Annotated in this window: 24 protein-coding genes; 12 read left to right on the top strand and 12 right to left on the bottom strand. The window is 64.5% G+C overall.

The annotated features are described in order from the left end of the window. Positions 1-95: 95 nt before the first annotated feature. Complete coding sequence (locus KU43P_RS16410) at positions 96-656, top strand: DUF4174 domain-containing protein (RefSeq protein WP_317658419.1); 561 nt, start codon at positions 96-98, stop codon at positions 654-656. A 19-nt stretch (positions 657-675) separates the two neighbouring features. On the opposite strand, the gene KU43P_RS16405 is transcribed toward KU43P_RS16410, so the two are convergent. Further along, complete coding sequence (locus tag KU43P_RS16405) at positions 676-1,968, bottom strand: sensor histidine kinase (RefSeq protein ID WP_317658418.1); 1,293 nt, start codon at positions 1,966-1,968, stop codon at positions 676-678. Continuing rightward, entirely contained in the window at positions 1,965-2,705 is a 741-nt protein-coding gene (locus KU43P_RS16400) for a response regulator (RefSeq protein WP_317658417.1), read from the bottom strand. Before KU43P_RS16400 ends, KU43P_RS16405 begins: the two co-directional genes overlap by 4 nt. Before the next feature lie 216 nt (positions 2,706-2,921). On the opposite strand from KU43P_RS16400, the gene KU43P_RS16395 reads away from it, so the two are divergent. Continuing rightward, the gene (locus KU43P_RS16395) at positions 2,922-3,197 is read left to right on the top strand and encodes a DUF2790 domain-containing protein (RefSeq protein WP_317658416.1); all 276 of its coding nucleotides are present in this window, start codon (positions 2,922-2,924) and stop codon (positions 3,195-3,197) included. Next, positions 3,187-3,720, top strand: a complete 534-nt coding sequence (locus KU43P_RS16390; protein ID WP_317658414.1) for a thioredoxin family protein — start codon at positions 3,187-3,189, stop codon at positions 3,718-3,720. Before KU43P_RS16395 ends, KU43P_RS16390 begins: the two co-directional genes overlap by 11 nt. 50 nt (positions 3,721-3,770) lie before the next feature. On the opposite strand, the gene KU43P_RS16385 is transcribed toward KU43P_RS16390, so the two are convergent. The 3 genes from KU43P_RS16385 to KU43P_RS16375 all read right to left on the bottom strand — a co-directional run bounded on the left by KU43P_RS16385 (position 3,771) and on the right by KU43P_RS16375 (position 6,584). Then, positions 3,771-4,619 (bottom strand): shikimate dehydrogenase, encoded by an 849-nt coding sequence (locus KU43P_RS16385; RefSeq protein WP_317658412.1) that lies wholly within the window; start codon positions 4,617-4,619, stop codon positions 3,771-3,773. After that, a complete protein-coding gene (aroQ, locus tag KU43P_RS16380; protein WP_317658411.1) occupies positions 4,616-5,065 on the bottom strand; it encodes a type II 3-dehydroquinate dehydratase in 450 nt (149 codons plus the stop codon). The genes KU43P_RS16385 and aroQ overlap by 4 nt, the downstream gene beginning before the upstream one ends. 181 nt (positions 5,066-5,246) lie before the next feature. Further along, entirely contained in the window at positions 5,247-6,584 is a 1,338-nt protein-coding gene (locus KU43P_RS16375; protein ID WP_317658410.1) for an MFS transporter, read from the bottom strand. 244 nt (positions 6,585-6,828) lie between these two features. Between KU43P_RS16375 and KU43P_RS16370 the strand changes: the two genes are divergently transcribed. Continuing rightward, positions 6,829-7,557, top strand: a complete 729-nt coding sequence (locus KU43P_RS16370; protein WP_317658409.1) for a class I SAM-dependent methyltransferase — start codon at positions 6,829-6,831, stop codon at positions 7,555-7,557. A 43-nt stretch (positions 7,558-7,600) separates the two neighbouring features. On the opposite strand, the gene KU43P_RS16365 is transcribed toward KU43P_RS16370, so the two are convergent. The 5 genes from KU43P_RS16365 to KU43P_RS16345 all read right to left on the bottom strand — a co-directional run bounded on the left by KU43P_RS16365 (position 7,601) and on the right by KU43P_RS16345 (position 12,353). Then, positions 7,601-9,751: a TonB-dependent receptor gene (locus tag KU43P_RS16365; protein ID WP_317658407.1), complete on the bottom strand. Its 2,151-nt coding sequence runs from the start codon at positions 9,749-9,751 to the stop codon at positions 7,601-7,603. 68 nt (positions 9,752-9,819) lie between these two features. Then, entirely contained in the window at positions 9,820-10,230 is a 411-nt protein-coding gene (locus KU43P_RS16360) for a DUF2946 domain-containing protein (protein ID WP_317658405.1), read from the bottom strand. 64 nt (positions 10,231-10,294) lie between these two features. Further along, a complete protein-coding gene (locus tag KU43P_RS16355; RefSeq protein WP_317658404.1) occupies positions 10,295-11,071 on the bottom strand; it encodes a ParA family protein in 777 nt (258 codons plus the stop codon). 88 nt (positions 11,072-11,159) lie between these two features. Next, positions 11,160-11,645 (bottom strand): hypothetical protein, encoded by a 486-nt coding sequence (locus KU43P_RS16350; RefSeq protein WP_317658403.1) that lies wholly within the window; start codon positions 11,643-11,645, stop codon positions 11,160-11,162. A gap of 84 nt (positions 11,646-11,729) precedes the next feature. Next, positions 11,730-12,353 (bottom strand): glutathione S-transferase family protein, encoded by a 624-nt coding sequence (locus KU43P_RS16345; RefSeq protein WP_317658402.1) that lies wholly within the window; start codon positions 12,351-12,353, stop codon positions 11,730-11,732. A 278-nt stretch (positions 12,354-12,631) separates the two neighbouring features. On the opposite strand from KU43P_RS16345, the gene codB reads away from it, so the two are divergent. From codB to KU43P_RS16320, 5 genes are all read left to right on the top strand, one after another. After that, positions 12,632-13,897 (top strand): cytosine permease, encoded by a 1,266-nt coding sequence (gene codB / locus KU43P_RS16340; RefSeq protein ID WP_317658400.1) that lies wholly within the window; start codon positions 12,632-12,634, stop codon positions 13,895-13,897. Then, positions 13,894-15,111 carry a PucR family transcriptional regulator gene (locus tag KU43P_RS16335; protein WP_317658398.1) on the top strand — a complete coding sequence of 406 codons (1,218 nt, stop codon included), beginning with the start codon at positions 13,894-13,896 and terminating at the stop codon, positions 15,109-15,111. The genes codB and KU43P_RS16335 overlap by 4 nt, the downstream gene beginning before the upstream one ends. A 4-nt stretch (positions 15,112-15,115) precedes the next feature. Continuing rightward, entirely contained in the window at positions 15,116-16,357 is a 1,242-nt protein-coding gene (gene codA / locus KU43P_RS16330) for a cytosine deaminase (protein WP_317658397.1), read from the top strand. A 224-nt stretch (positions 16,358-16,581) separates the two neighbouring features. After that, positions 16,582-17,325, top strand: a complete 744-nt coding sequence (locus KU43P_RS16325; RefSeq protein ID WP_317658396.1) for a sulfite exporter TauE/SafE family protein — start codon at positions 16,582-16,584, stop codon at positions 17,323-17,325. A 79-nt stretch (positions 17,326-17,404) separates the two neighbouring features. Beyond that, positions 17,405-18,139: a hypothetical protein gene (locus KU43P_RS16320; RefSeq protein ID WP_317658394.1), complete on the top strand. Its 735-nt coding sequence runs from the start codon at positions 17,405-17,407 to the stop codon at positions 18,137-18,139. 45 nt (positions 18,140-18,184) lie between these two features. Here the strand turns inward: KU43P_RS16320 and KU43P_RS16315 are convergent, their stop codons facing one another. Both KU43P_RS16315 and KU43P_RS16310 read right to left on the bottom strand, forming a co-directional pair. Next, positions 18,185-18,727 carry a WYL domain-containing protein gene (locus KU43P_RS16315; protein WP_317658393.1) on the bottom strand — a complete coding sequence of 181 codons (543 nt, stop codon included), beginning with the start codon at positions 18,725-18,727 and terminating at the stop codon, positions 18,185-18,187. 113 nt (positions 18,728-18,840) lie between these two features. Then, positions 18,841-19,749 (bottom strand): LysR family transcriptional regulator, encoded by a 909-nt coding sequence (locus KU43P_RS16310; protein WP_317658392.1) that lies wholly within the window; start codon positions 19,747-19,749, stop codon positions 18,841-18,843. A 153-nt stretch (positions 19,750-19,902) separates the two neighbouring features. Here KU43P_RS16310 and KU43P_RS16305 point away from each other — a divergent pair, with 153 nt between their 5' ends. Genes KU43P_RS16305 through KU43P_RS16295 form a run of 3 tightly spaced genes read left to right on the top strand, consistent with a single transcriptional unit; the run spans position 19,903 to position 23,499 of the window. Continuing rightward, entirely contained in the window at positions 19,903-21,207 is a 1,305-nt protein-coding gene (locus KU43P_RS16305) for an MFS transporter (protein ID WP_317658391.1), read from the top strand. A gap of 28 nt (positions 21,208-21,235) precedes the next feature. Next, entirely contained in the window at positions 21,236-22,477 is a 1,242-nt protein-coding gene (locus KU43P_RS16300; RefSeq protein ID WP_317658389.1) for a Zn-dependent hydrolase, read from the top strand. After that, positions 22,477-23,499: a histone deacetylase family protein gene (locus tag KU43P_RS16295; protein ID WP_317658388.1), complete on the top strand. Its 1,023-nt coding sequence runs from the start codon at positions 22,477-22,479 to the stop codon at positions 23,497-23,499. The genes KU43P_RS16300 and KU43P_RS16295 overlap by 1 nt, the downstream gene beginning before the upstream one ends. The last annotated feature ends 221 nt before the right edge of the window (positions 23,500-23,720 follow it).

Raw genomic sequence — 23,720 nt, 5'->3', positions numbered from 1 at the left:
CCGCGCACACCCCAGGCAACTGGTTTAGGCTCCTGCGTCGGATCTTTCTCCATGATCTGTAGTCTTTGGTTTATCGAGAGAATAAGGAGATACGCATGCTCGTCCGGTCACTGACCCTCGCCACTCTGCTGGCAGTCGCCGGCCCCTTGTACGCCGCCGACAGTGACGCGCCACTGGCCAAGGAACTGGGCAAGGCCAGGCCATTGGTCGTCATTGCACCGAGCAGCGCCGACCCCACCCTGCGCGGCCTCAACGAGGCACTCAAGGACCCGGCCACCCAGGCGGGGTTCAAGGAGCGTGGCCTGGTGCTGTACAGCGTTGCCAACATGATGGGCAAGCGCGAGGACAAGAACCTCGAACAGCAAACCACCATGGCCTTGATCCGCGAGCTGAAGCTTGGCGCCAGCAAGGGCACCAAGGTGATCTTGGTGGGTAAGGACGGCGAGCGACACATGCTCAAGGATGACGACACGGGCGAGAAGATCGACCCGCAGGCGATCTTCAAGGCGGTCGATGACCTGCCAGCCACCGAGAAGGCGGTGACCGCCCCTGAACCGGTGGCCGCCAGCAGCGAAACCCCGCCCAAGGAGAGCAAGCCTGGCAAACCGGCCAAACCGGCCAAACCTGCCGCGCCACCCAAGCCGCTGGAGGATTGAACCGGGCCGTGCACCGGGCTTAGGGAGCGCCCAGTTCGATCTGTGCACACAGCCCGCCACTTTGGCGATTGCTCAGCGTCAAGCGCCCCCCCATGGCCTGGGTGAGCTGCTGGGCAATCGCCAGCCCCAGCCCCGTGCCACCGGTGCTGCGATTGCGCGAACTCTCCACGCGATAGAAGGGTTTGAGCACTTCATCCAGCTCATCACCGGGAATGCCCGGGCCGTCATCCAGAACCCGGATCACCGTGTTGCCGTGTTCGCGGCTCACTTCCAGCTGCGCCTTGCCGGCGAACTTCAAGGCGTTGTCCACCAGGTTGACCAGCACCCGGCGCAGCGCATGCGGGCGGGTTTCCAGCAGGCTGCCGGTACTGCCGTGGCGCTCCACCTGGGCGCCGCTGTCCTGGTAGTCGAACACCAGGCTGTCGAGGAAAGCATCCAGGTTGATGCGGCACGGTGGCTCGGTATTGATGTCCATGCTGCGGGCGTAGGCCACGCCTTCGCGCACCAGGTGCTCCATGGCATCCAGGTCATGCCACAGTTTTTCTTTCTCGACCCCTTCTTCCATTACCTCCACGCGCAGTTTCATGCGCGTGATCGGGGTTTGCAGGTCGTGGGAAATGGCAGCTAGCAGCTGCATGCGTTCCTTGAGGTAAGCGGCGATGCGCGCCTGCAGGGCATTGAAGGCGACGGCGGCATATTTGACTTCGCGTGGGCCGCTTTCGTCCAGGCGCACCCCGGGCTTGTCCGGGTCGAGGGTGTCCAGCGCCTGCACCAGGCGTGTCAGCGGGCCGATGGCCAGGCGCACCGCCAGCCAGGTGCAGAACAGCAGCACGGCAAGCTGGATCAGCAGTACCAGTGGTAGCCAGCGGGCCACCGGCACCGGCGAGGGGGTGACATCGATGGTCAATGGTGACCCATCGGCCAGACGCAAGTGTGCCTGGAAGTGCGGGTTGGGGCCGGGTATGTCGAGGAAGGTCAGCGGGTAGTGGTCGCCGATGGCCTTGAGGATCGATTCGGCGGCCATGGGCGGGTCACTGCTCGGCATCGCTTGCCCGGCAAGCCCCTCATCCAGCCGGTAACGGTAGGTACGCCGTTCCAGGCGCGGTAGCCAAGCTGCACGTTCGGCCGCCGGCAGGCGATCGAGGATGGCGACCGAGGTGGCGACGTCCTGCTCCAGGTTGCTGAGCATCATCGAGCGGCTGCTGATGTAGCGCTCGTAGGCCTGCAGGCTGAACGACAGGCCGTAGGCCAGCACCAGCCCGGTGAAGAAGATCAGGGCCAGGCGCGAAGCCAGGGTGCGTGGCCATTTCATGATGGCGACTCGAGCAATTGCACGGCCAGCGAGAACACATAGCCTTCGCTGCGCACGGTCTTGATGCAGCTTGGCTCACGGGCGTCGTCACCCAGCCGCTGGCGCAGGCGGCTGACCAAGAGGTCGATGGAGCGGTCGAAGATGTCCGCCTCGCGGCCCTGGGTCAGGTTGAGCAGTTGTTCCCGGCTGAGCACCCGCTGCGGGTGGTCGAGAAACACCCGCAGCAGGCGGTACTCGGCGCCACTCAGGGCCACCAGGGTGCCTTCGCTGTCGAGCAGGTGGCGGGCGGTGGTGTCCAGGCGCCACTGGCCAAAGCCCAGCAGTCGGCTGCTTTCGCTGATGGTCAGGTTGGGCGGCAACATGCGCGTGCGGCGCAGCACGGCATTGATGCGGGCCAGCAGTTCGCGCGCGGAGAAAGGCTTGGTCAGGTAGTCGTCGGCGCCCATTTCCAGGCCGATGATGCGGTCGGTCTCGTCGTTGCGCGCGGTCAGCATCAGCACCGGCGTATTGCGGTGCTTGCCGGCGCGCAGTTCGCGGCACAGCAGCAGGCCGTCATCGCCGGGCATCATGATGTCGAGCACCACCAAGTCGACGCTGTTGGCTTCGAGAAACGCACGCATCTGCCGGCCATCGGCAACGATGCTGGTGCGCAGGCCGTTCTTCTTCAGGTAGTTGCCGACCAGTTCGCGGATTTCGCGGTCGTCGTCGACGATCAGGATGTGATCGACATGTTCCATTGCGGGGTTCCTGTGCAAGGGCAGTGGGCGCAGTGTACCGAGCGCTTTCGCGCTTGCCTGCCGGGTTTTGTATTGCAGTGTATCCGGCCTTGCTGCAGATACAGGAGGAAGCACATCACAGGCATGCACGACACATACGAGATACCTGGCAGGCGTGAAATGGCTCTCGACCGGGGAACACCAACCCCACTTCGAGAAGATGCCAGGAGAAATGCCATGAACGTGAAAACCTTTGCCCGTGCCAGCCTGCTTGCCGTACTCGCCTTTGGTGCCATCGGCGCCCAGGCGGCCAGCATGCCGATGAACGATGATGGGGCCATGCAGTACCGCTATGGTGACCATCTGGATATCAAGAAAGTGCTGTCGGTCAAAGATGACCAGAGCAACGCCTGCGGAGTGGTCAACACCCGCATGAACTACCTGGACTCCAAAGGCCAGCACGAAAGCCTGGACTACCGCACCTACGCCACGGCAGGTTGCCATGACAATTGATCGACGGCTGGTGAAGGCGGGCGGTGTGGCCTTGGCGCTGATAGGCCTTGGCCTGGCCGGCACGCTGCTGGCACGGGATGACTACGGCCCCATGCCGTCGTTGGCCGGTGCCAGCCAGTGGCTGAACTCGCCACCGCTGGACGCCCCGGCGCTCAAGGGCAAGGTGGTGCTGGTGGATTTCTGGACGTGGGATTGCATCAACTGCCAGCGCAGCCTGCCGCATGTGAACGACTGGGCCCGGCGCTATGCCGACCAGGGGTTGGTGGTGGTGGGCGTGCATACCCCGGAGTACGACTACGAGCACGATGTCGGGCAACTGAAGCGCAAGGTGGCCAGCCTTGGCATCGGTTATCCGGTGGCGGTGGACAATGACTATCAGGTGTGGAATGCCTGGGGTAACCAGTTCTGGCCGGCGCATTATTTCGTCGATCGGCAGGGGCAGGTGCGGCATGTGCACTTTGGCGAGGGGGATTATGACGGGCAGGAGAAAGTGATACAGGCGTTGCTGGATGAGAAAGGGTGATGTTGTACTGGCCCTATCGTCGGCAAGCCGGCGATAGGGCCGCTGCGGATTCATGTGAAACTGGCAAAATGCGCCTGCATCCGCCGCGCATCCGCCTGCCGCCCACTGAACAGCTCGAACGCCTTCACCGCTTGGAACACCGCCATGTTGCTGCCATCCAGTGTCCGGCACCCCAACGCCCGCGCCGCTCGCAGCAATTCGGTTTCCAGCGGGAAATAGATGATCTCCGCTACCCACAACCGGCCATGCAGCCATTCGACCGGCAGCGGCGTACCCGGCAGCTTGGCCATGCCCACCGGCGTTGTGTTCACCAGCCCATCTGCTGCCGCCAGTTCACCCGCCAGGTCGCTGCCAACCACGGCCCGACCCGCGCCGAAGCGTTGGTTGAGGTTGTCCACCAGTGCCTGCGCCCGGGCCGCGTCCACTTCGAACAGTACCAGCCGTTCGACACCTTCACCCAGCAGCGCATGGGCCACTGCCGAGCCGGCGCCGCCCGCACCCAACTGCACCACCTGACGCCGCGTTACATCTGGCAAGCCGCGGCGCAGGCCTTCGGCAAAGCCCAGGCAGTCGGTGTTGTGGCCGACCCGTTTGCCGTCCTTGAGCACCACCGTGTTCACCGCGCCGATGCCGCGTGCCTCGTCCGAAAGCTCGTCGAGCAGCGGCAGGATCGCCTGCTTGAATGGGTAGGTGATATTCAGCCCGGTGAACCCGGTGCGCTGCGCAGCGTCGAGCAAGTGGGGCAGAGCACTGTCGTCGAGCTGGAGCTGGTCGGCATCGATCAGCCGATACAGGTAGCGCAACGCTTGGGCGTCGCCTTCGTGCTCATGCAGGGCAGGTGTGCGCGACAGCTGGATGCCACGGCCGATCAGGCCGGCAAGGATCGCGGCCTGGGTCATGCAGCGCGCTCCCGCAGCAATTGAGCGAAGTGGCTCAGGGCCATGCGGTAGCCCTGGCTGCCAAGGCCGCAGATCACGCCCACGGCAATCGACGAGACAAACGACAGGTGGCGGAAGGGTTCGCGCTTGTGCACGTTGGACAAGTGCACCTCGATGACCGGCAGTTCGCAGGCGACCAGCGCATCGCGGATGGCCACCGAGGTGTGGGTCCAGGCGCCTGGGTTGATCAGGATGCCGGCACAGCGGCCGCGCGCGGCGTGGATCCAGTCGATCAATTCGCCTTCGTGGTTGGTCTGGCGGAATTCGATCTGCAAGCCCTGCGCCTGGGCTGTCTCGGCACAGCCGCGGGCCAGGTCGGCAAGGGTTTCGTGGCCATACTGAGTAGGTTCGCGGGTGCCAAGCAGGTTCAGGTTCGGGCCGTTTAGCACAAGGATGAGGGGCGTCATGGCGAACATCGCTTTGTTGTTGTTGGGTTGTCGTTATATTTGTACCACCTGGTTAGTTTCGTCAATTCAACCCGCTGCCGAAGTGTGCGATTATCGGACCGATTTATACGGCTAATGACAAAAATAGTAAGTTCCCCGCCACCGCCTCGATAACCGCACCTCTCTAGAGCCCCCCAGAATCTCAAGTCGCTCGGCTTGCTTGCCGACCAGGGCCATCCGCCCCCGCTTCATCATGCAACGAGATCCGCGACGTCTCCGGTAACGCCAACCCACCCACCAGCGCCACCAGGGCAATCACCACCAGGTAGAACGCCGGCGCCAGGCTGCTGCCGGTCTGCCCGATCAGCCAGGTCGCCACCAGCGGCGCCGTCCCGCCAAACAGGGTATAGGCCACGTTGTAGGTAATCGCCGACGCGGTATAGCGCGTCCGGGTGGGGAAACTCTCCGACAGCAGCGCCGCGGTGACCACACCACTGCACAACGCCCCTACCGCCAACAGGATCACCCCCAGCAGCGCACCCGACATTGAACCAGAACTGGCCAGCCAGTACGCCGGGAACACGCACACCATCACCCACAGGCAGGTGAAGCCGATGGTTTTGCGCCGCCCGACGCGGTCCGAGAAGGCCCCGGCCAGGGGGCAGCCGAACGCGGCAAACAGCAGGGCCACGGTGGTTACCAGCAACGACTGGGCACGGGTGAGGTTACCCACCAGTTGCAGGTACGTGGCGAAGTAGGTGGTGAACATGTAGAACGACAACGCCGTCAGCGAAATGAACGCGCCCAGGTTGCGAATGGCCCGGCCATGGGTGCGCAAAGTTTCCTTGAGCGGTGAGTGCTCGTGGGTCTTGCCTTCGGCCAGCGCCTGGCGGAAGGCCGGGGTTTCTTCCATGCGCCAACGCAGGTACAGGCCAACCAGCCCCAGCGGCGCGGCCACCAGGAACGGAACGCGCCAGCCCCAGGCATTCATCGCCTCGGCCGACAGGCTGGCCTCCAGGCCATAGGCGATCACCGCCGCACACGCGAATGCCGAAAAGGTCGAGACCGGTACGAAGCTGCCGTAGAACGCGCGTCGATTGCGCGGCGCGTGTTCCATCAGGTAGGCGCAGGCCCCGGCATACTCGCCGCCCGCGGAAAATCCTTGCAGGCAGCGCGCCAGCGTCAGCAACGCCGGCGCGGCGAGGCCGATGCTGGCATAGGTCGGTAGCAGGCCGATCAGTGTGGTGGAGCCGGCCATCAGCAGGATGGTCAGCGACAGGATGCGTTTGCGCCCGAGCCGGTCGCCCAAGGCACCGAATACGATGCCACCCAGTGGTCGCAAGGCGAATGCCACGGCGAACACGGCGAAGGTCTTGAGCAAGGCCACGCTGGCATCACCGCTGGCGAAGAACTGGCTGGCGATCAGTGTGGCGAGAAAGCCATATACCGCAAAGTCGAACCATTCGACGAAATTGCCGATCGCCGAGGCGGCAATGACACGGCGCAGTGTGGCGGGAGATACTTCATGAGATGCGGACATGCGCAGGTGCTCCGGTTCCATAGGCAGCCTGAAGAATTGTGAGGCGGTCGAGGCCGCGTCATCGATGTTGTACAGGCAGTAGACCGGGCTGCGTGGGGCGGCGCTTCTTCATGGGCGACTTCGGGATATCTGTTCTGGCCGGGTTGCCCCGCGAACTCGGGCGAAGCCCTTGCCATATCGGTAGATGAAATGCGCACACCCATGAACTAGAGTCTGGGGCTGGCGTTTCAAGAAGGAGCCGACGATGGCCCAGAACATCTATGACAACCCCGATTTCTTCGCCGGTTACAGCCAGCTACCTCGCCAGCAGCTGGGCCTGGACGGCGCGCCGGAGTGGCCTGCGATTCGCGCGATGCTGCCTGATTTGCGCGACATGCGTGTGGTCGACTTGGGCTGCGGTTTCGGTTGGGCCTCGCGCTGGATGCGCGAGCAGGGCGCTGCCTGCGTGCTGGGGCTGGACCTGTCGCAAAAAATGCTCGAACGCGCTCGCCGCGACACCCGCGACCCGGCCATCGAATACCGCAGCGCCGACCTGGACCAACTCGACCTGCCGCCGGCAGCCTTCGACCTGGCCTACAGCGCACTGACCTTCCACTACGTTCAGGACTTCGCCCGCCTGGTGGGCAGCATTGCCCAGTCTCTGGCCCCGAATGGCCACCTGGTGTTCACGATCGAACACCCGATCTACATGGCCGCTGCTCACCCGCAGTGGTTCAAAGACGCGGACGGCCGCCCGACCTGGCCGGTCAACGACTACGCGAACGAGGGCGAGCGGCGCACCGATTGGTTTGCCAAGGGCGTGTTGAAGTACCACCGCACCCTGGCCAGCACCCTCAATACGCTGATCGAGGCCGGTTTGCGGATAAACCGGGTCGAGGAGTTCGCCCCCACTGCCGAGCAGGTGGCCGCGATGCCGTCACTGGCAGAAGAGCGCGAGCGCCCGATGATGCTGCTGGTGGCCGCACAACGCTAGCCCTCGCTGCCGTACGGGCAGCGAGGTCGGTTTAGCCTACGCGTCAGAAAGACATATCCAACGCCACCTCGAAGGTCCTCGGCGCGCCCATGTAGTACTGCAGCCCATACGCCTGTTTGGCATACACCTCGTCGGTCAGGTTGCGCACCCGCCCGGTGACCGTGGTGTGCTCGTCCAGCCGGTAGCGGGCGAAGGCGCCGAACAAGGTGTAGGCCGGTGCCTTCAGGGTATTGGCATTGTCGGCATACACCGACCCCACGTAGCGCCCGTCCATACCCACCGACCACGCCGGGCCGAAGCTGTAGGTCAGCCACAGGTTGGCCACATTGGCCGGCACGTTGACCGGGTTGTTGCCCTCGCGCGACACCGACACACCATTGACGGCCTCATTGAAGGTGTCGTACTTGGCGTCCACATACGCGTAGTTCGCTTCGGCCAACAGTTTTGACGTCACTTGCAGGCGCCCGGACAACTCGATGCCGTGGGAGGTTTGCTGGCCTGCCTGGACCGTAAGGTTGGGGTCGACCGAATCACGCACCGCGAAGTCCTTGCGCACGATCTGGTACAGCGCCACCGTCGCCGCGCCACGGCCATCGAGGAAATCGAACTTGCTGCCCACTTCCCACTGCTCGCCCTTGGACAGGTCATAGAGGCCGACGTTGGAGTAGGTGGCCGCTGCCAGCGACCCGGCCGGCAGGTCGGCCGCGGTGCTGTATTGGGCATAGACACTGGCACTTGGGGTGAGTGCGTAGGTCAGGCCGATGCGCCCGGACAGCGGCTCCCAGCGCCGCTCGAAGTAGGCCGGCGAGGTGGGCGTGACGGCGCCGTAGTTGGTCACCTGCATGTCCAGGTAGTCGTAGCGCAGAGCAGTGAGTAGGGCCAGGCGGTCGGTCAATTGCAGGCGATTTTCGGCGAATACCGCACGGTTGGTTACCTCATGGCGGCGCTGCTTGGTCAGTCCGGCATTCACGCCGGGGATGTCGTCGAAGCTGCCTGGGTCGAAGTGGTCGGGGTTGACCACGTCGGTGTAGCTGCCCGAGGTCGGGTACAGGGTCTGGCGCATGCGTGAGTAGTCCAGGCCCAGCGACCACTGGCTGGCGAGGCCGAACAGGGTGTTGTCGTGGCGCAGTTCGATGCGGTCACCCAGCACGTTCTGGTCGTGGCGCTGCAGGTAAGGGCTGGCGCGTTGCACGTTGCCGTCTGCGGTGTAGCTGTACCGCTCCAGATTGCGGTAGTCGCGCTGGGCGTTGTAGTGGTACAGCGTGTTCTGCACGCTGGTGCTGTCGCTGACCTGGTAATCGAGGATCGAGCGCAGCCAGCGCACCCGCTGCTCGTAGCGGCCGTCGGCGACGTTGTAGTTTTCGAAGCGGCGGCTGTTGTCGATCTTCATGGTGCTGCGCCCGGGCAGAATCGGCGAACCCCAGTACGGGCTGTCCTCGCGGTCCTCCTGGTACTCCAGCGCCAAGGTGTGGGTGAGGTTGGGGGTGAGGTCACTGAGCAGCGAAAACGCCAGGCTGTCGGTTTGCCGTTCGTTGCGGTCGATGTAGCCGTTGCCGCTGCCGTGGCTGAAATCAAGGCGCATGAAGTGGCGGGCATCGGCGGGGTTGCTGGCCAGTGCCTGGTTGATGCCGAAGGCCACTTCCGAGTCGTCGAAACTGCCGTAGCGCACGCGCCCATCGATGATCTGCTGGTCGCGGCTGGCGAGCTTGGTGATGTAGTTGATCGAGCCGCCGACAGAACCTGCACCGTGCAGGAACGACGACGGCCCGCCGAGCAGTTCGACGCGGTCCAGTACCCAGGCATCCACTGGGCGGGTGGCGCTGCTGTAGCCGAGGTTGATGCCGTTGTACAGCTGGGTGACCTGGTTCTGGGTGAAACCGCGGTAGCTGACGTAACCGCCATAGCCTGGGTTGGCCGAGGCGTTGACGCCGGTCATGGCGTTGATCACGTCCTGGCTGTCCTTGGCGCCACGTTCTTCGATCACTCGCCGGTCCGACACGCTTACCGAGGCGGGCGTTTCGCGGGCAGTGAGGCCCAGGCGGGAGCCGGTACGGATCGGCTCATCCAGTTGCACGCCGGAGGGCGCTCCACGCTCGCCGTCGATGGTGGTGGCGCTCAGTTCCACGGCGGCGTCGTCCGCCCAGGCGAAGGTGCAGGTGCCCATGAGGAGCACCAGGTAGGTATTGCGAAACATGTTGTTATGTCTTCCACGCAAGGATCATGGCTGACCACGGGCGCGCAGGCAGGCGCGCCCGGTTCAGGTCAGGCGAAATGAAAGGCTGCTGCGGGGAAGACGGCGGGGGAGGCGCGGGGATTGAGGGCAGGGCGTTGATAACGGGGCGGCGGTTGCGCCCAGCTGCGCACCACGATCGGCGAGCTGGCGACGCTGCGGGGCCGGGCAAACGACCAGCCGGTGCTGCTCAGGGGCACCGCCAGGCCGAACGAGGAGCACACCGGACAGTCGAGCTGGGCCATGTGCTGGTCGCTACCGGCGCCATCCAGGTCGATGGCCACGCCGTGCTCGCTGTTGATCGAACAGAACCCGCCTTCCAGGCCGGCCAGGCGCAAGCCGCCCATCTGGCCGTGATGCAGGCCGCACAGCAATAGGCTGAACAGGACGCTGGCGTAGAGCGTCCAGGCGGTCAGCGTGCGGGTATGCCGGGTGATTTTCATGGCGGCGAATCTACCACCCGGACGAACGGTCGGGTAGCCCTCGGGCGCGGCAGGTTGTCGCAGGTCAGGCCGCCCGCTCCAGCGCATCGAGCAGGTCGACGAACTCTCGCGACAGTTTGTGCCGTGGCGCCAGGTGCACCAGCGGCACCGAGGCCTGGTGCGACTCGCGCATCACGATCGAGCTGCTCAGGTACACCGGCAACACCGGCAGGCCCTCGCTGCGCAGCTGATCGACCAGGGTCTGGTGCAACGCGGTACGCCCGGCGAACTGGTTGACCACCACGCCTTCGACCTGCAGCGCCGGGTTGTGGTCCTGGCGCAGCTCCTCGACTTCGGCCATGACGCTATGCAATGCCTGGCGCGAGAAGCTGTCGCAGTCGAACGGAATGAGCAGGCGCTCGGCCGCCACCAGGGCACTGAAGGTGTAGAAGTTCAGTGCCGGTGGCGTGTCGATGTAGATCCGTTCGTAGTCTTCGCCCAGCTCCACCAGCAGCTTGCGCAGCTTGTTGATCTTGAACTTGCTCTCCAGCTTGCTCTGCAGGTCGCCGAGGTCGGGGCTGGCGGTGACCAGGTGCAGGTTGGGGTAGCGGGTGTCGGTGATCGCCACACGGTGCTTCTTGCCCGAGGCAAGGGTGGGCGAGAGGGTCTGGCGGAAGAAGTCGGCGATGCCGGCGGGGATGGCGTCGTGGGTCAGGCCGGTCAGGTAGTAGGTGGCGTTGGCTTGCGGATCGAGGTCCACCAGCAAGGTGCGATAACCCTCGGCGGCACTGGCGGCGGCCAGGTTGCAGGCGATGCTCGACTTGCCCACACCACCTTTCTGATTGAAAACCACACGACGCATGAGACGCTCATCCATGAAGAAGGAAATGTCAGGTTGGGGTCAATCCTATGACCGAAAAGCGACAGTTTTATGACAAGTGCTGTTACAACTAGCGTAGTAGAGCTTTTTCTTCCTGCTCGGCCAGTTCATCTTCCACCTGCTGCATGCGTTGCTCAGCCAGGGCTTGTACCTTGGGGTCGCGCGCCGTTTCGCGCATCAGCCGGGTGAGTTTTTCACTCAGCCGCTTACCTTCCTCGGTTTCCTCCATGGCTCGGGCCTTGGCCGGGTCGCGGGTGGCCGCAACGATGCTGGCGAACTCGGCGTCGCTGAAGTGCTGCTCGCTGTAGAGCTTGAACAGGTCCTGGCGCTGGTCCTCGACCGTGAGGTGCTTGCGCAGTACCTCGCGGATGGCCTGCTCATCGAGCTGCGGGTGGGTGCGGCGCAGCAGCGAGGCCATGCGCTCGATGTTGTGCTCGTAGGCTTCCTGCAACGGCAGGTTGGCCAGGATCTGTTCTTCGCGGGTGGGTTTCTGGTCGCAGGCGACGAGGGCAGCAGTGATCAGCAGGGGCAACAGCAGCTTCGGCAAGCGGGGCATGGAGGTGGGCCTTGGGCGCGTATTTCAGACGGGGGATTATAGCGGCGTCGCCCGGCCAATTGCGCCGGGCGCCGCTCACGTCTTTCAAGGCGTGCCGTTGCGTCCATGGGCGACGAAGCCGGGCCGTTCGGTCAGGCGCTCGAAATACGCGCTCACCGCCGGCAGTGGCGGGTGCTCGAAGGGCGTCTCGAACCAGCGGTTCACCGAAAGGCCGATGGGGATGTCGGCCAGGGTGAAGCGCTCACCGGCCACATAGGCACCGGTTGCAGCGAGCTGCCGCTCAAGAATCTGCATGTAGTGCGCCCACTGCGCGCACCCCTCGGCCAGCGCCTGTTGATCCTGGTGCGCGGGGGAGTGGCGCACCAGCGACATGAAGGCATAGCTCCAGGAACGGTTCAGGTCCGAGGCCTGCCAGTCGATCCATTGGTCCACGCGGGCTCGGGCGATCGCCTCGGCCGGGTAGCAGCCGGCAGCGCCATAGCGGGTGGCGAGGTAGCGGATGATGGTGTTGGATTCCCACAGGGTGAAGCCGCCATCCTGAATGACCGGAACCATGGCATTGGGGTTGAGTGCGAGGAATTCGGGGCTGTCGGTGGCCTTGAAGCCCGTGCCCCAGTCTTCACGCTCGAACGGGATATCGAATTCGGCGCAGGCCCATAAGACTTTGCGAACGTTGATGGAAGACGCTCTGCCCAGTATCCGTAACATGCCTTCGTCCTTGCTCGGGGAAGCACCGATCGTCCGCCAGGCCATGATCTGGGTCAAGGGGCTGGGTGAAAAGTACCCAGGCCTGGTCCGCATTGGTGCATATTCGCTTCCAAATAAGTCACGCGGCACACATTCATTTGGCCTTGGTAGTGCATATATGTGCGCTTTGCACAGGCTTTCGTATGCCTGGCGCCTGCTTTTTCGGCTTTTTTCACGTGGGTAAAAGCGGCCCGCATCTTGCTCTTGCCGCTGCACTTTCAACCCGGAGCACCCCGACCATGAGCTCACCCTCCGAATTTCCCCTCTGCGAAGCGCCCCAGCATGCGCGCAAGGGTTTGCTACCCATCGCCATGGTGCTGTTCAGCTTCACCTTCTTCACCGGCACCATGTTCGCCGGCGGCAAGCTGGGCATGGCCTTCAGCTTCGTCGACATGCTGTGGATCGCCGCCATCGGCAACAGCCTGCTGGCCCTGTATGCCGCCGCGTTGGCGTTCATCGCCTCGCGCAGCGGGCTAAACACCGTGCTCATGGGCCGCTTCTGCTTTGGCGAGGCGGGCAGCCGGCTCTCGGATTTTCTGCTCGGCTTCGCGGAACTGGGCTGGTACGCCTGGGGCACGGCGACCGTGGCCATCGTGCTGGTCAAGCTGCTGGGGCTGGCCCCTGGCTTCACCGTGCCGCTGATGGTGCTGTTCGGGCTGGGCTTCAGCATTACCGCCATCGTCGGCTTCAAGGGCCTGGATCTGCTGTCGCGGGTGTCGGTGCCGTTGATGTTCGCGCTGCTGATCATCTCCATGGTGATCGCCACCCGCGATGTCGGTGGCCTGCAGCAACTGGCAGCGCTGGTGCCGCATGAAACCCTGAACTTTTCTGCAGCGGTGACCATGGTCTTCGGTACCTTCGCCAGCGGGGCCACCCAGGCCACCAATTGGACGCGCCTGTCGCGCAGCGGTCGGGTGGCGGTCACGGCCAGTGTCGTCGCGTTCCTGCTCGGCAACGGCCTGATGGTGGTGGCCGGGGCCTGGTGCGCGATGGTCTATCAGCAGGCCGACATCGTCGAAGTGATGATGCTTCAGGGCCTGTCGTTCGCGGCGGTGGTGATGCTCTGCCTGAACCTGTGGACCATCCAAGGGCCGACCATCTACAACGTGTCGGCTGCCGCCTGCCACCTGCTGCGCAGCGAGCGTCGGCGCACCATGACCCTCGCTGCGGCGGGTGTCGGCATCGTGCTGGCGATCGGGGGCATGTACGAGCTGCTGATTCCGTTCCTGGTGCTACTGGGGTCGATCATCCCGCCGGTGGGCGGAGTGATCATGGCCGACTTCTGGTACCGCCATCGTGGCAAGTACCCGGCGCTGGCTTCGGTTAGCCTGCCGCGCTACAACCTGGCCGGGCTGTTCGCCTATGCCGTCGGCGCGGTGCTGGCATACGCCTCGCCCTGGGTGGCCCCGCTGGTGGGCATCAGCGCCTCGGCGCTGTGCTACATCCTGCTGGTCGAATTGCGCGGTCGGCGCCGTGCGCTGGGCCAGGCCGAGGTCGAGCCGTGAGCTTGGCACTGGACGAAATCCTTCGCCTGCCGGGCCTGCAGGACATGCGCGTGCGAGCCGGTGCACGCCACCTGCAGCGGCGGGTGCGCTGGCCCTATGTGGCCGAGAACGAAGGCATCGCCGAGTGGGTGATGGGCGGCGAACTGGTGTTCGTCACCGGCATCAACCACCCGCGTGGCGAGAACAACCTGCTGAGCCTGGTCGAGGATGGCGAGGCGGTGGGCATCGCCGGCATGGTGATCCTCACCGGCGGTTCGTTCATCCAGCACATACCGCCTGCGGTAATCGCCCGTGCCGAGCAGTTGGGCCTGCCGCTGATCGAGCAGCCCTACGCGCTGAAGATGGTGGTGGTAACCCACCTGATCGGCACCGCACTGGTGCAGATGAGCCAGGAGCGGCGTTCGCGCAACGACATCCTCGGCCAATTGCTGACGGGTGATTACCCAAGCCTGGCCATCGCCCGCCAGCGTGCGGCGCACCTGCAACTGGCCCTGGACGGGCCGCGCCGGCTGGTGGCGCTTCGGCTGTCGGCGGTCGACGGGCTGTTCCAGCGGCACGGGCTGGCCCAGGGCGAGCGCCTGTGGCAGGGCACCCGGCAAGCACTGGAAGACCTGCTCGAAGCCTGGTGTCGTGGCCGGCCCGAAGCGGTCACTGCGCACTTGGCGGGCGACCTGTTCGTGCTGCTGCTGCCAGACGCCCCGGACCTGCGCTCCGCCCTGGCCGACCTGCATCGGCAACTGGCGGCGCTGGCGGGGGAGATGGGCCTGTTCATGGGCCTTTCCAGCCCCGCCGAGGACTGTGCCCGTTACCGCCAGGCACTCAACGAAGCCCGCCAGGCGCTGGAGGTGGCGCAAAATCTACGCCCTGCCACCGGCCTGTGCGACTTCAGCGAACTGGGCGTGCTGCGCTTGCTGCAGGGGATCGTCGACCGTTCGCTGCTCGACGATTTCGTCACCCAGACCCTCGGCCCACTGCGCAGCACGGGCCGCAAGCAGCCCAATACTCTGCTGCATACCCTCGACGCGCTGCTCATGGAGAACGGCAACGGCTTCAAGGCCGGTCAGCGCCTGGGTGTGCACCGCAACACTATCAACCAACGGATGCAACGCATCGAACAACTGAGCGGGCAGTCCCTGGACGACCCGCTTTTTCGCATGAATGCTGCGGTCGCTATGCTGATATGGCGCATGACCGAAGCCCAAGGCAAGGAGTAACACCATGAACATCATCAATGCACGCCTGCGTGGCAAGGCCGGCCTGTTCCGCATCGAACTGCAGGGCGAGCGGATCGCCGCCATCCAACCCCAGGCCGATGTACAGGCGCTGGGGGCGCCGGAAGATCTGGATGCCCAGCAGAATCTGGTGGTGGCACCTTTCGTCGAACCGCACATTCACCTGGATGCGACCCTCACGGCGGGCGAGCCGAACTGGAACATGAGCGGCACGCTGTTCGAAGGCATCGAGCGCTGGGCCGAGCGCAAGGCAATCACCACCCATGAAGACATCAAGGCCCGCGCCAAGAAGACCATCGGCATGCTGGTGGACCACGGTATCCAGCATGTGCGCACCCACGTCGACGTGACCGACCCCAAGCTCACCGCACTCAAGGCCATGGTCGAGGTGCGTGAAGAAGTGCGCGCCCTGGTCGACCTGCAGATCGTCGCCTTCCCCCAGGAGGGCATCGAATCGTATGCCAATGGCCGGGCACTGATGACCGAGGCGGTGGCCATGGGTGCCGATGTGGTTGGCGGCATTCCGCATTTCGAGAACACCCGCGATCAGGGCGTGTCGTCGGTGAAGTTCCTGATGGAGCTGGCCGAGCGCACCGGTTGCCTGGTGGACGTGCACTGCGACGAGACCGACGACCCGCAGTCGCGTTTCCTCGAAGTACTGGCCGAAGAGGCGCGGGTGCGTGGCATGGGCGCACGGGTGACAGCGAGCCACACCACGGCCATGGGGTCGTATGACAATGCCTACTGCTCCAAGCTGTTCCGCCTGCTGAAGATGTCGAGTATCAACTTCGTCTCGTGCCCGACCGAGAGCATCCACCTGCAGGGGCGCTTCGACACCTACCCGAAACGCCGCGGCCTGACCCGCGTGGCCGAGATCGATCGGGCGGGGATGAACGTGTGCTTCGGCCAGGACTCTATCGTCGACCCTTGGTACCCGCTGGGCAACGGCAACATCCTGCGCATTCTCGAGGCCGGCCTGCACATCTGCCACATGCTCGGTTACGAAGACCTGCAGCGGTGCCTGGACCTGATTACCGACAACAGTGCCCGCACCCTCAACCTGGGGGAGCGCTACGGCATCGAGGTGGGGCGCCCGGCGAACCTGTTGCTGCTGTCGGCGGCCGATGATTACGAGATGGTCCGCAGCCAGGGGCATGCGCTGGTGTCGGTGCGTCATGGCAAGGTACTGATGCGCCGGACCCCGGCGCAGGTCGAGCGCTTTGCATAAGGCGTTGGCGATCCTTGTGGGAGTGACTGTCGTGCTCCACGTCCAGAAGTTGACGTGATTGCTGTGAGAGCCGGCTAGCCGGCGATCACCGGCGAAGCCGGAGCCATGCACCGCAGCGCCTGCATCGCCGGCAAGCCGGCTCTGACAAGGCCGGTTTCGGGCAGACATCCGCCCTCAGCTCTGGCATGGTATGGCGCTGAACCAAGCCAAGCTGACAAATACCCATGGACTCGCTCTACCTCATCGCCATAGGCGCCATCGTTGCCGGTTTCGTCCAGGGCCTTTCCGGTTTTGCCTTCGGCATGGTCGCCATGTCGTTCTGGGCCTGGGGCCTGGAGCCGCGCCTGGCGGCTTCGCTGACCGTGTTCGGCAGCCTCGCTGGCCAGCTCATCGCTGTGTTCAGCGTGCGTCGCGGCTTCAGTTGGCCGTTGCTGTGGCCTTTCGTGCTCGGCGGCCTGGCCGGCATCCCGCTGGGGGTGTGGGTGCTGCCTTACCTCAACATGCTCTGGTTCAAGGCGGTGTTCGGCACCTTGCTGGTGCTGTGGTGCCCGTTGATGCTGCTGGCGCCGCGCCTGCCAAGGCTGCGGGGCAACCGCCTGGCCGACGGCGCGGTGGGCATGCTCGGCGGGGCCCTGGGCGGTATCGGTGGCTTTACCGGCACAGTGCCTACACTGTGGTGTACCTTGCGCGGCTTCGAACGCGATACCCAGCGCGCGGTGATCCAGAACTTCAACCTGTCGATGCTGCTGGTGACGATGCTCACCTACCTCGGCACCGGTGTGGTCACCCGCGACATGCTGCCTTCGTTCGGCGTCGTGCTGCTGGCCATGGCCTTGCCGGCATTGCTCGGCACGCGGATGTACATGGGGATCAGCGAGCAAGCGTTCCGCCGGGTGGTGCTGGGTTTGCTGACCTTGTCGGGGGTGGCCATGCTGATGGCATCGTTGCCGCAGTTGCTGGCCCGCTGAGCCCTTGCCCAGGCCCCTTGAACTTGGCACTCTTTGGTCCGCTTCACACTTACCAGGCGCTACAGAAGGAATCGTACCGTTGAGTTGGGACATCACCAGAAAACGCCTCGTGGCCACGTTGCTGGCCCTGATCGCCGTGTTGCTGGTCTACATGGTGTTCAAGAGCCCTGCACGCCTGGATGCTTCCCTGACCTACGCCTACCTTACTTATCCGAGCCAGTTCAGCGAGCGCATCACCCGCGCCAACGAACAGCTCAAGTACGAACAGTTGCAGCCGCGCATCAACCGTATCACCCAAGGTGCCTTGAACCCGGACCAGGTTGACCGGTTGGTGGAGCTGGCCCAGGCACCTTACGCCCAGATGTTCGCCAAACCGTTCGAAGCGGGGCTGGTGGATCACCGTACAGGCCTGCTGATCGATCTGCACAACACGGGCGAAAAAACCGTGCACGAGGTCAGGATCCACCTGCCGGCCAAGGGGCTGGTGCAGGTGCGCGATACTGCGGGCAACGACACCCTCTACGAAGCCTCCACGCCCCTGATCGAGATCGCCAGCATCGAACCGGGCGGGGCGTGCAAGGTGTGGGTCTATTTCGATGCCGACTATGCGCAGATCCGCCAGGGCGGCATCGGTATCAGCCATGCCGATGGCGCGGCGAATGTCCGGGTGTACCGCGAGTTCGCCGGCTTCCCGGCGCTGGTGGCGCGCTACAGCAGTGAGCTGATGTTGCTGCTGGGCGTGCTGCTGTTGGGTGTGCTCGGGTTGGGGTATGCCTGCAGCGTGCGGCGGCGGGCTTCTGGATTGCCGTCTTGAGCCGCACACAACTTGCTGTGGGAGCTGACTCAGGACGCTGCGGTATCAGTGACTGCCGTCGTGCAGCGCCAGGCTCTGGCGCAGCTGTTCGACCATGGCCATGCGCAGCGCTTCCGGCGCCTGCACGCGAATGGAACCTGCCTGGGACAACAGCCAGCCCATCAGCGCACGGCTGTCATCCACCGTAGCCGCCAGCCTCGCGCCGCCGGTGCGCTGTGGCGCCAGTTGCATGTCTTCGGACAGCGGCTGGCCTTCCAGGCGCCGTGCAAGGCCATCGTCCACCCACGCGCGCAATTCGATCTGCTCCGTCGGGGAGAGTCTATCGGGCTGCAGCTGCTGGATTTCATCCAGGCTCAACCCCGGTTGCCAATACCAGCCATAGGGCATGCCTTTGCTGTTGCAGTGCAGCGGAAACAGCGTGGCCAGCTCGTTGAGGTCGCGTTCGACGGTGCGTTTGCTGGTCTTGTGGCCGGCCTTGGCCAAAGCGGCCTGCAGTTGCAGGGAACTCATGCCGGGGTGGCGGTCGGGCAGCAGCTTGAGCAGTTGCCACTGGCGGGCGATGGTATGGCGGGTAGGGTGGCTGGGCACGGGTCTCGTCCTTGAGCACCAGGCGCAGGGTGCGCCTGGAGTGATGGCATATGGCTATTGTGCGTAGCATACTCTCTCAATGGATGGGATCCAAGTTTTGCCCGGCCCGCCTGTCAGTCAAGGCTGGCTTGCAGCGCTTCGATGAACACCTCTTCAGCCCGGCTCAAACGTTGTTCCCGGTTCCACAGCAGGTGAATGTCCACATCCGCGATCCCTTCCTGAGGTGCCAGCTTCCACAGCAACCCCGCCGCCACATCGGCTGCTACTACGTGCTCCGGCAGGCAGCCGATGCCGAACCCGGCGATGACCAGCCGGCGCACTTCCTCAAGGCTTGGCGAAGACGCAACGATCCGCCCGGAAAACCCTTGCTGGTCCCGGAAGATGGTCAGCGGCGAGAGCATTCCGCCGATCTGGTCGCTGGTGAAACTGACGAAATTCTCCCGCTGCAGGTCGCCCTCCAGCTGACCGAACAAGGCATGGTGCTTGCCGCAGAAAAAGGCATAGCGCTGGCGCAGGAACAGGCGTTGCTCCAGCCGGGGCTGCGGCCGACGGTTGAGGCTCAGGCCTGCAGTGGCGGTCTTTTCCTGCAGGGCGGCGACGATGTCGGAGCTGCGCATCACGTCGATTTCCAGATCGACCCGCGGGTGAAGACGGTGGAAATCGGCAAGAAAATCGTCGAAACGCTCGCTGACGATGCGGCTGATCATCAGCAAGCGCACCTTGCCCACCAGTTCATCCGCAGGTTGTTCCAGGAGGCCGCCGATCTGCGACATCTGCCCGTATACCTCACCGGCCAGCTGGAACAACTGCTCGCCCATATCGGTGAGCACGAAGCGCGGCCCGCGGCGTGCGATCAACTGTCGGCCCAGTTGGTCTTCCAGGCGTTTGAGCGCCTGGCTCACCGCCGGCTGGGTCAGGTGCAGACGCGCGGCGGCGCGGCTGATCGACAATTCCTGGCCGATGACGCGGAAGGTGCGCAGCAGGTTCCAGTCAAGGCGGTCGTTGAGCAGGCGGTCGGACATGTCGGGCTCGATGATAAGCGTGGTTAATAGTTCGAATAATAAATAGAAAATTGACTAATCATAGCCCCGGGACGATAAATCGCAGTCAGAGCGCCGCCAGAGCGCCACCGTGACCCTCCAACTCCTGCCAGAAAAACAAGCAAAGGAGCCCCCATGAAGCCAAACGCTTCGCCCCAGCCGCGCCGTGCCGCCGCCGCCGCGTTCATCGGTACCATGATCGAGTGGTACGACTTCTACATTTACGCCACTGCCGCCGCGCTGGTGTTCGGCGCCTTGTTCTTCCCCTCCGACAACAGCCTGTTCAGCACCATGGCCGCCTTTGGCACCTTTGCCGTGGGCTTCTTTGCCCGCCCGCTGGGCGGCATCGTGTTCGGCCATGTGGGCGACCGGATCGGGCGCAAGAAATCGCTGGTCATCACCTTGCTGATGATGGGCATCGTCACCGTGTGCATCGGCCTGCTGCCGACCTACGCACAGATCGGCACTGCCGCACCGGTGCTGCTGATCATCCTGCGTGTGGTCCAGGGCATCGCCGTGGGCGGCGAGTGGGGCGGCGCGGTGCTGATGGCCGGGGAGCATGCGCCCAAGGGCCGGCGCAACTTCTTTGCCTCGTTCGCCCAACTGGGCAGCCCGGCGGGGTTGATTCTCTCGCTGCTGGCCTTTGGCACCGTCACCCGTCTACCCGAGGAAGCGTTGATGAGCTGGGGCTGGCGCGTGCCGTTCCTGGCCAGCGCGCTGCTGTTGCTGGTGGGCCTGGCGATTCGTCTGGGGGTCAACGAGTCCCCCGAGTTCCTGGCCAGCCGTGAGCAGGCGGAAAAAGCCCGGCGCAAGGAACAGGCACCGGTGCTGGAAGTGCTACGCACCGCCTGGCGCCCGCTGCTGCTGTGCATCGGTGCCAATACCCTGGGCATTGCCGGAGTCTATTTCACCAATACCTTCATGATCAGCTACACCACCCAGCAGTTGCACCTTGAGCGGTCGCTGATCCTCGAGTGCCTGTTCTTCGTGGCGATCATCCAGTTCTGCGTGCAGCCGCTGGCCGCGTGGCTGTCGGAAAAACTCGGCGCCACCCGCTTCCTGGCCCTGATGGCATTGCTGGCCATGGCTTCGCCGTACCCGATGTTCGTGTTGGTCAGCTCAGGCCAGGGTCCGTTGATCGTTCTGGGCATCGCCCTGGCTGCCGCGTGCATGGCCTCGTTCTACGCGGTGATTGCCGGTTACGTCAGCGGCATGTTCGAAACCCGCGTGCGCTACACCGCCATTTCCATGGCTTATCAGGTTTGCGGTGCCATTGCGGGCGGCCTGACCCCGCTGATCGGCACCTGGCTGGCCCACACCTTCACCGGGCAGTGGTGGCCGATGGCCGTGTTCTACACCCTGATCGCCAGCATTTCCCTGGTCTGCGTGCTGGCCCTGGCGCGCCAGTACACCCGTAGCCAGCAGCCGGAACTGGCCTGAATCATCCGTTTTAGTGAGGAGTACCCCTATGTTGAAAAGCAACGGCGAGCGCCTGTGGGCGAGCCTGATGGCCATGGCCGAAGTCGGCGCCACCGCCCGCGGTGGTAGCCGCCGCCTGGCCCTGAGCGACGAAGACAAGGCCGGCCGCGAGCTGTTCAGCCATTGGTGCCGCGAAGCGGGCCTGAGCCTGTCGGTGGATGCCATCGGCAACCTGTTCGCCCGTCGCCCGGGCACCGACGCCGATGCCGCCCCGGTGATGATGGGCAGCCACCTCGACACCCAGCCCGAAGGCGGCCGTTTCGATGGCGTTTACGGAGTACTGGCTGGCCTGGAGGTGGTACGCCGCCTGAACGACCTGGGTATCCAGACCCGCAAGCCGCTGGAAATCGCCGTCTGGACCAACGAGGAGGGCGCGCGCTTCACCCCGGCGATGTTCGGCTCGGCAGTGTTCACCGGCACCCTCGCGCTGGAGCAGGCCCTGGCCATCCGCGATGCCGACGGCATCAGCGTGGCCGATGAGCTGAAGCGCACTGGTTACGCCGGCCAGCGCCCACTGGGCGGCAAGGTCGATGCTTACTTCGAGGCGCATATCGAGCAGGGCCCGATTCTCGAGGACAACGCCAAGGCCATCGGCGTCGTCACTGGCGGCCAGGCCATCCGCTGGCTGGATGTCACCGTCGAAGGCATGGCGGCCCATGCCGGCACCACGCCGATGCCGCTGCGCAAGGATGCTTTGTATGGCGCCGCGCGGATGATCCTGGCGGTCGAGCAACTGGCCGCCGATTTCGCCCCGCAAGGCTTGACCACCGTGGGCGAGCTGTCGATCGCCAAGTCTTCGCGCAATACCATTCCAGGTTCGCTGCGCTTCACGGTCGACCTGCGCCACCACCGTGACGAGGCCATCGAGGCCATGGAGCGCGATCTGAGTCAACAGTTGCAGGCCATTGCTGCCCAGCGCGGTCTACAGGTGCGCATCGAGCGCCACTGGGTCAGCCCGGCGACGCCATTCGATGCCGAGTGCGTGGCGGCCGTGCAGCAAGCGGTGGACGGCCTGGGCTATGCCCAGCAGGCAATCGTCAGCGGCGCCGGCCATGACGCTATCCTGCTGGCACGCTACTGCCCGACGGCCATGGTGTTCATCCCCTGCGTCGGTGGCCTGAGCCACAACGAGGCCGAAGATGTGCTTCCCGAGGACGCCCGCCAGGGTGTCGACGTATTGCTCAATGCCGTGCTGGCCCGCGCTGGCCATACAGAACAAGGAGATGCCTGATGCGTTGTTACTTCCATCCCGAACAGCTGCTGCACCACCCTCGCAGCTACTACTCGCGAGGCGCCATGCGCACTCCGCAGGAAGTCCCCGAGCGCGCCCAGCGCCTGTTGCAGGCGGCCAAGGACCTTGGCTTCGACATTCGCCAGCCCGACGACGCCGGCCTTGCCCCGCTCAAGGCCGTGCACGGCGAAGCGTACCTGGCCTTCCTCGAAGAGGCGCATGCACGCTGGAAAGAAGTGCCCGAGGACTGGGGCGATGAAGTGATGTCGAACATCTTCGTGCGTGAGCCCAACGCCTTGCGTGGCATTCTCGCCCAGGCCGCGCGTTACCTGGCCGATGGCAGCTGCCCGGTGGGCGAGTACACCTGGCGCTCGGCTTACTGGTCGGCGCAGAGCGCGGTGGCTGCGGCCAAGGCGATTCTTGATGGTGAGCCGGCGGCTTACGCCCTGTGCCGCCCGCCAGGGCACCATGCGCGGTTCGATGCGGCCGGTGGGTTCTGCTACGTGAACAATGCCGCCGTCGCTGCCCAGGCCCTGCGCAGCCGCTACAGCCGCGTGGCGATCCTCGACACCGACATGCACCATGGGCAGGGCATCCAGGAGATCTTCTACGAACGCAATGATGTGCTGTATGTGTCTACCCATGGCGACCCGACCAACTTCTATCCGGGTGTGGCGGGGTTCGAGGACGAGCGCGGCAGTGGTGCGGGGGAGGGGTACAACCTCAACCTGCCGATGGCCCATGGGGCCAGCGAGGCGGACTTCATGGGGCAGCTGGAGGTAGCGCTGGATGCGGTGAAGGACTTTGGTGCCGAGGTGCTGGTGCTGTCGCTGGGGTTCGATATCTACGAGCTGGACCCGCAGAGCAAGGTGGCGGTGACGACCGAAGGGTTTGCGGCGCTGGGCGAGCGGATTCGGGCGTTGCGGATGCCGTGCGTGATTGTGCAGGAGGGGGGGTATCACCTGGAGAGCCTCGAGGCGAATGCCCAGGCGTTTTTTGCACAGAAGGGGGATTGGCGGTAGGTCAGGGGCTCGCCACAGCATTTTCAGCGGCCAGTAGATCGAGCGCCGCCCGCGGCGGCGCATCGCGGATAAATCCGCTCCTACATATTTGTTGCAACGTACCACGGCCTGTCAGGCCATGGTTGTCCGCTTTTTGCGCCCGTCGAGAAATCGCGTCGTGCCACCAAGGCTGGCAACTATGGCCTATCAGACATAGGTACGTTGCAACAAATGTAGGAGCG

The organism is Pseudomonas sp. KU43P (assembly GCF_033095865.1).
Lineage (GTDB): Bacteria > Pseudomonadota > Gammaproteobacteria > Pseudomonadales > Pseudomonadaceae > Aquipseudomonas.
This window is presented reverse-complemented; position numbering and strand designations above follow the sequence as displayed.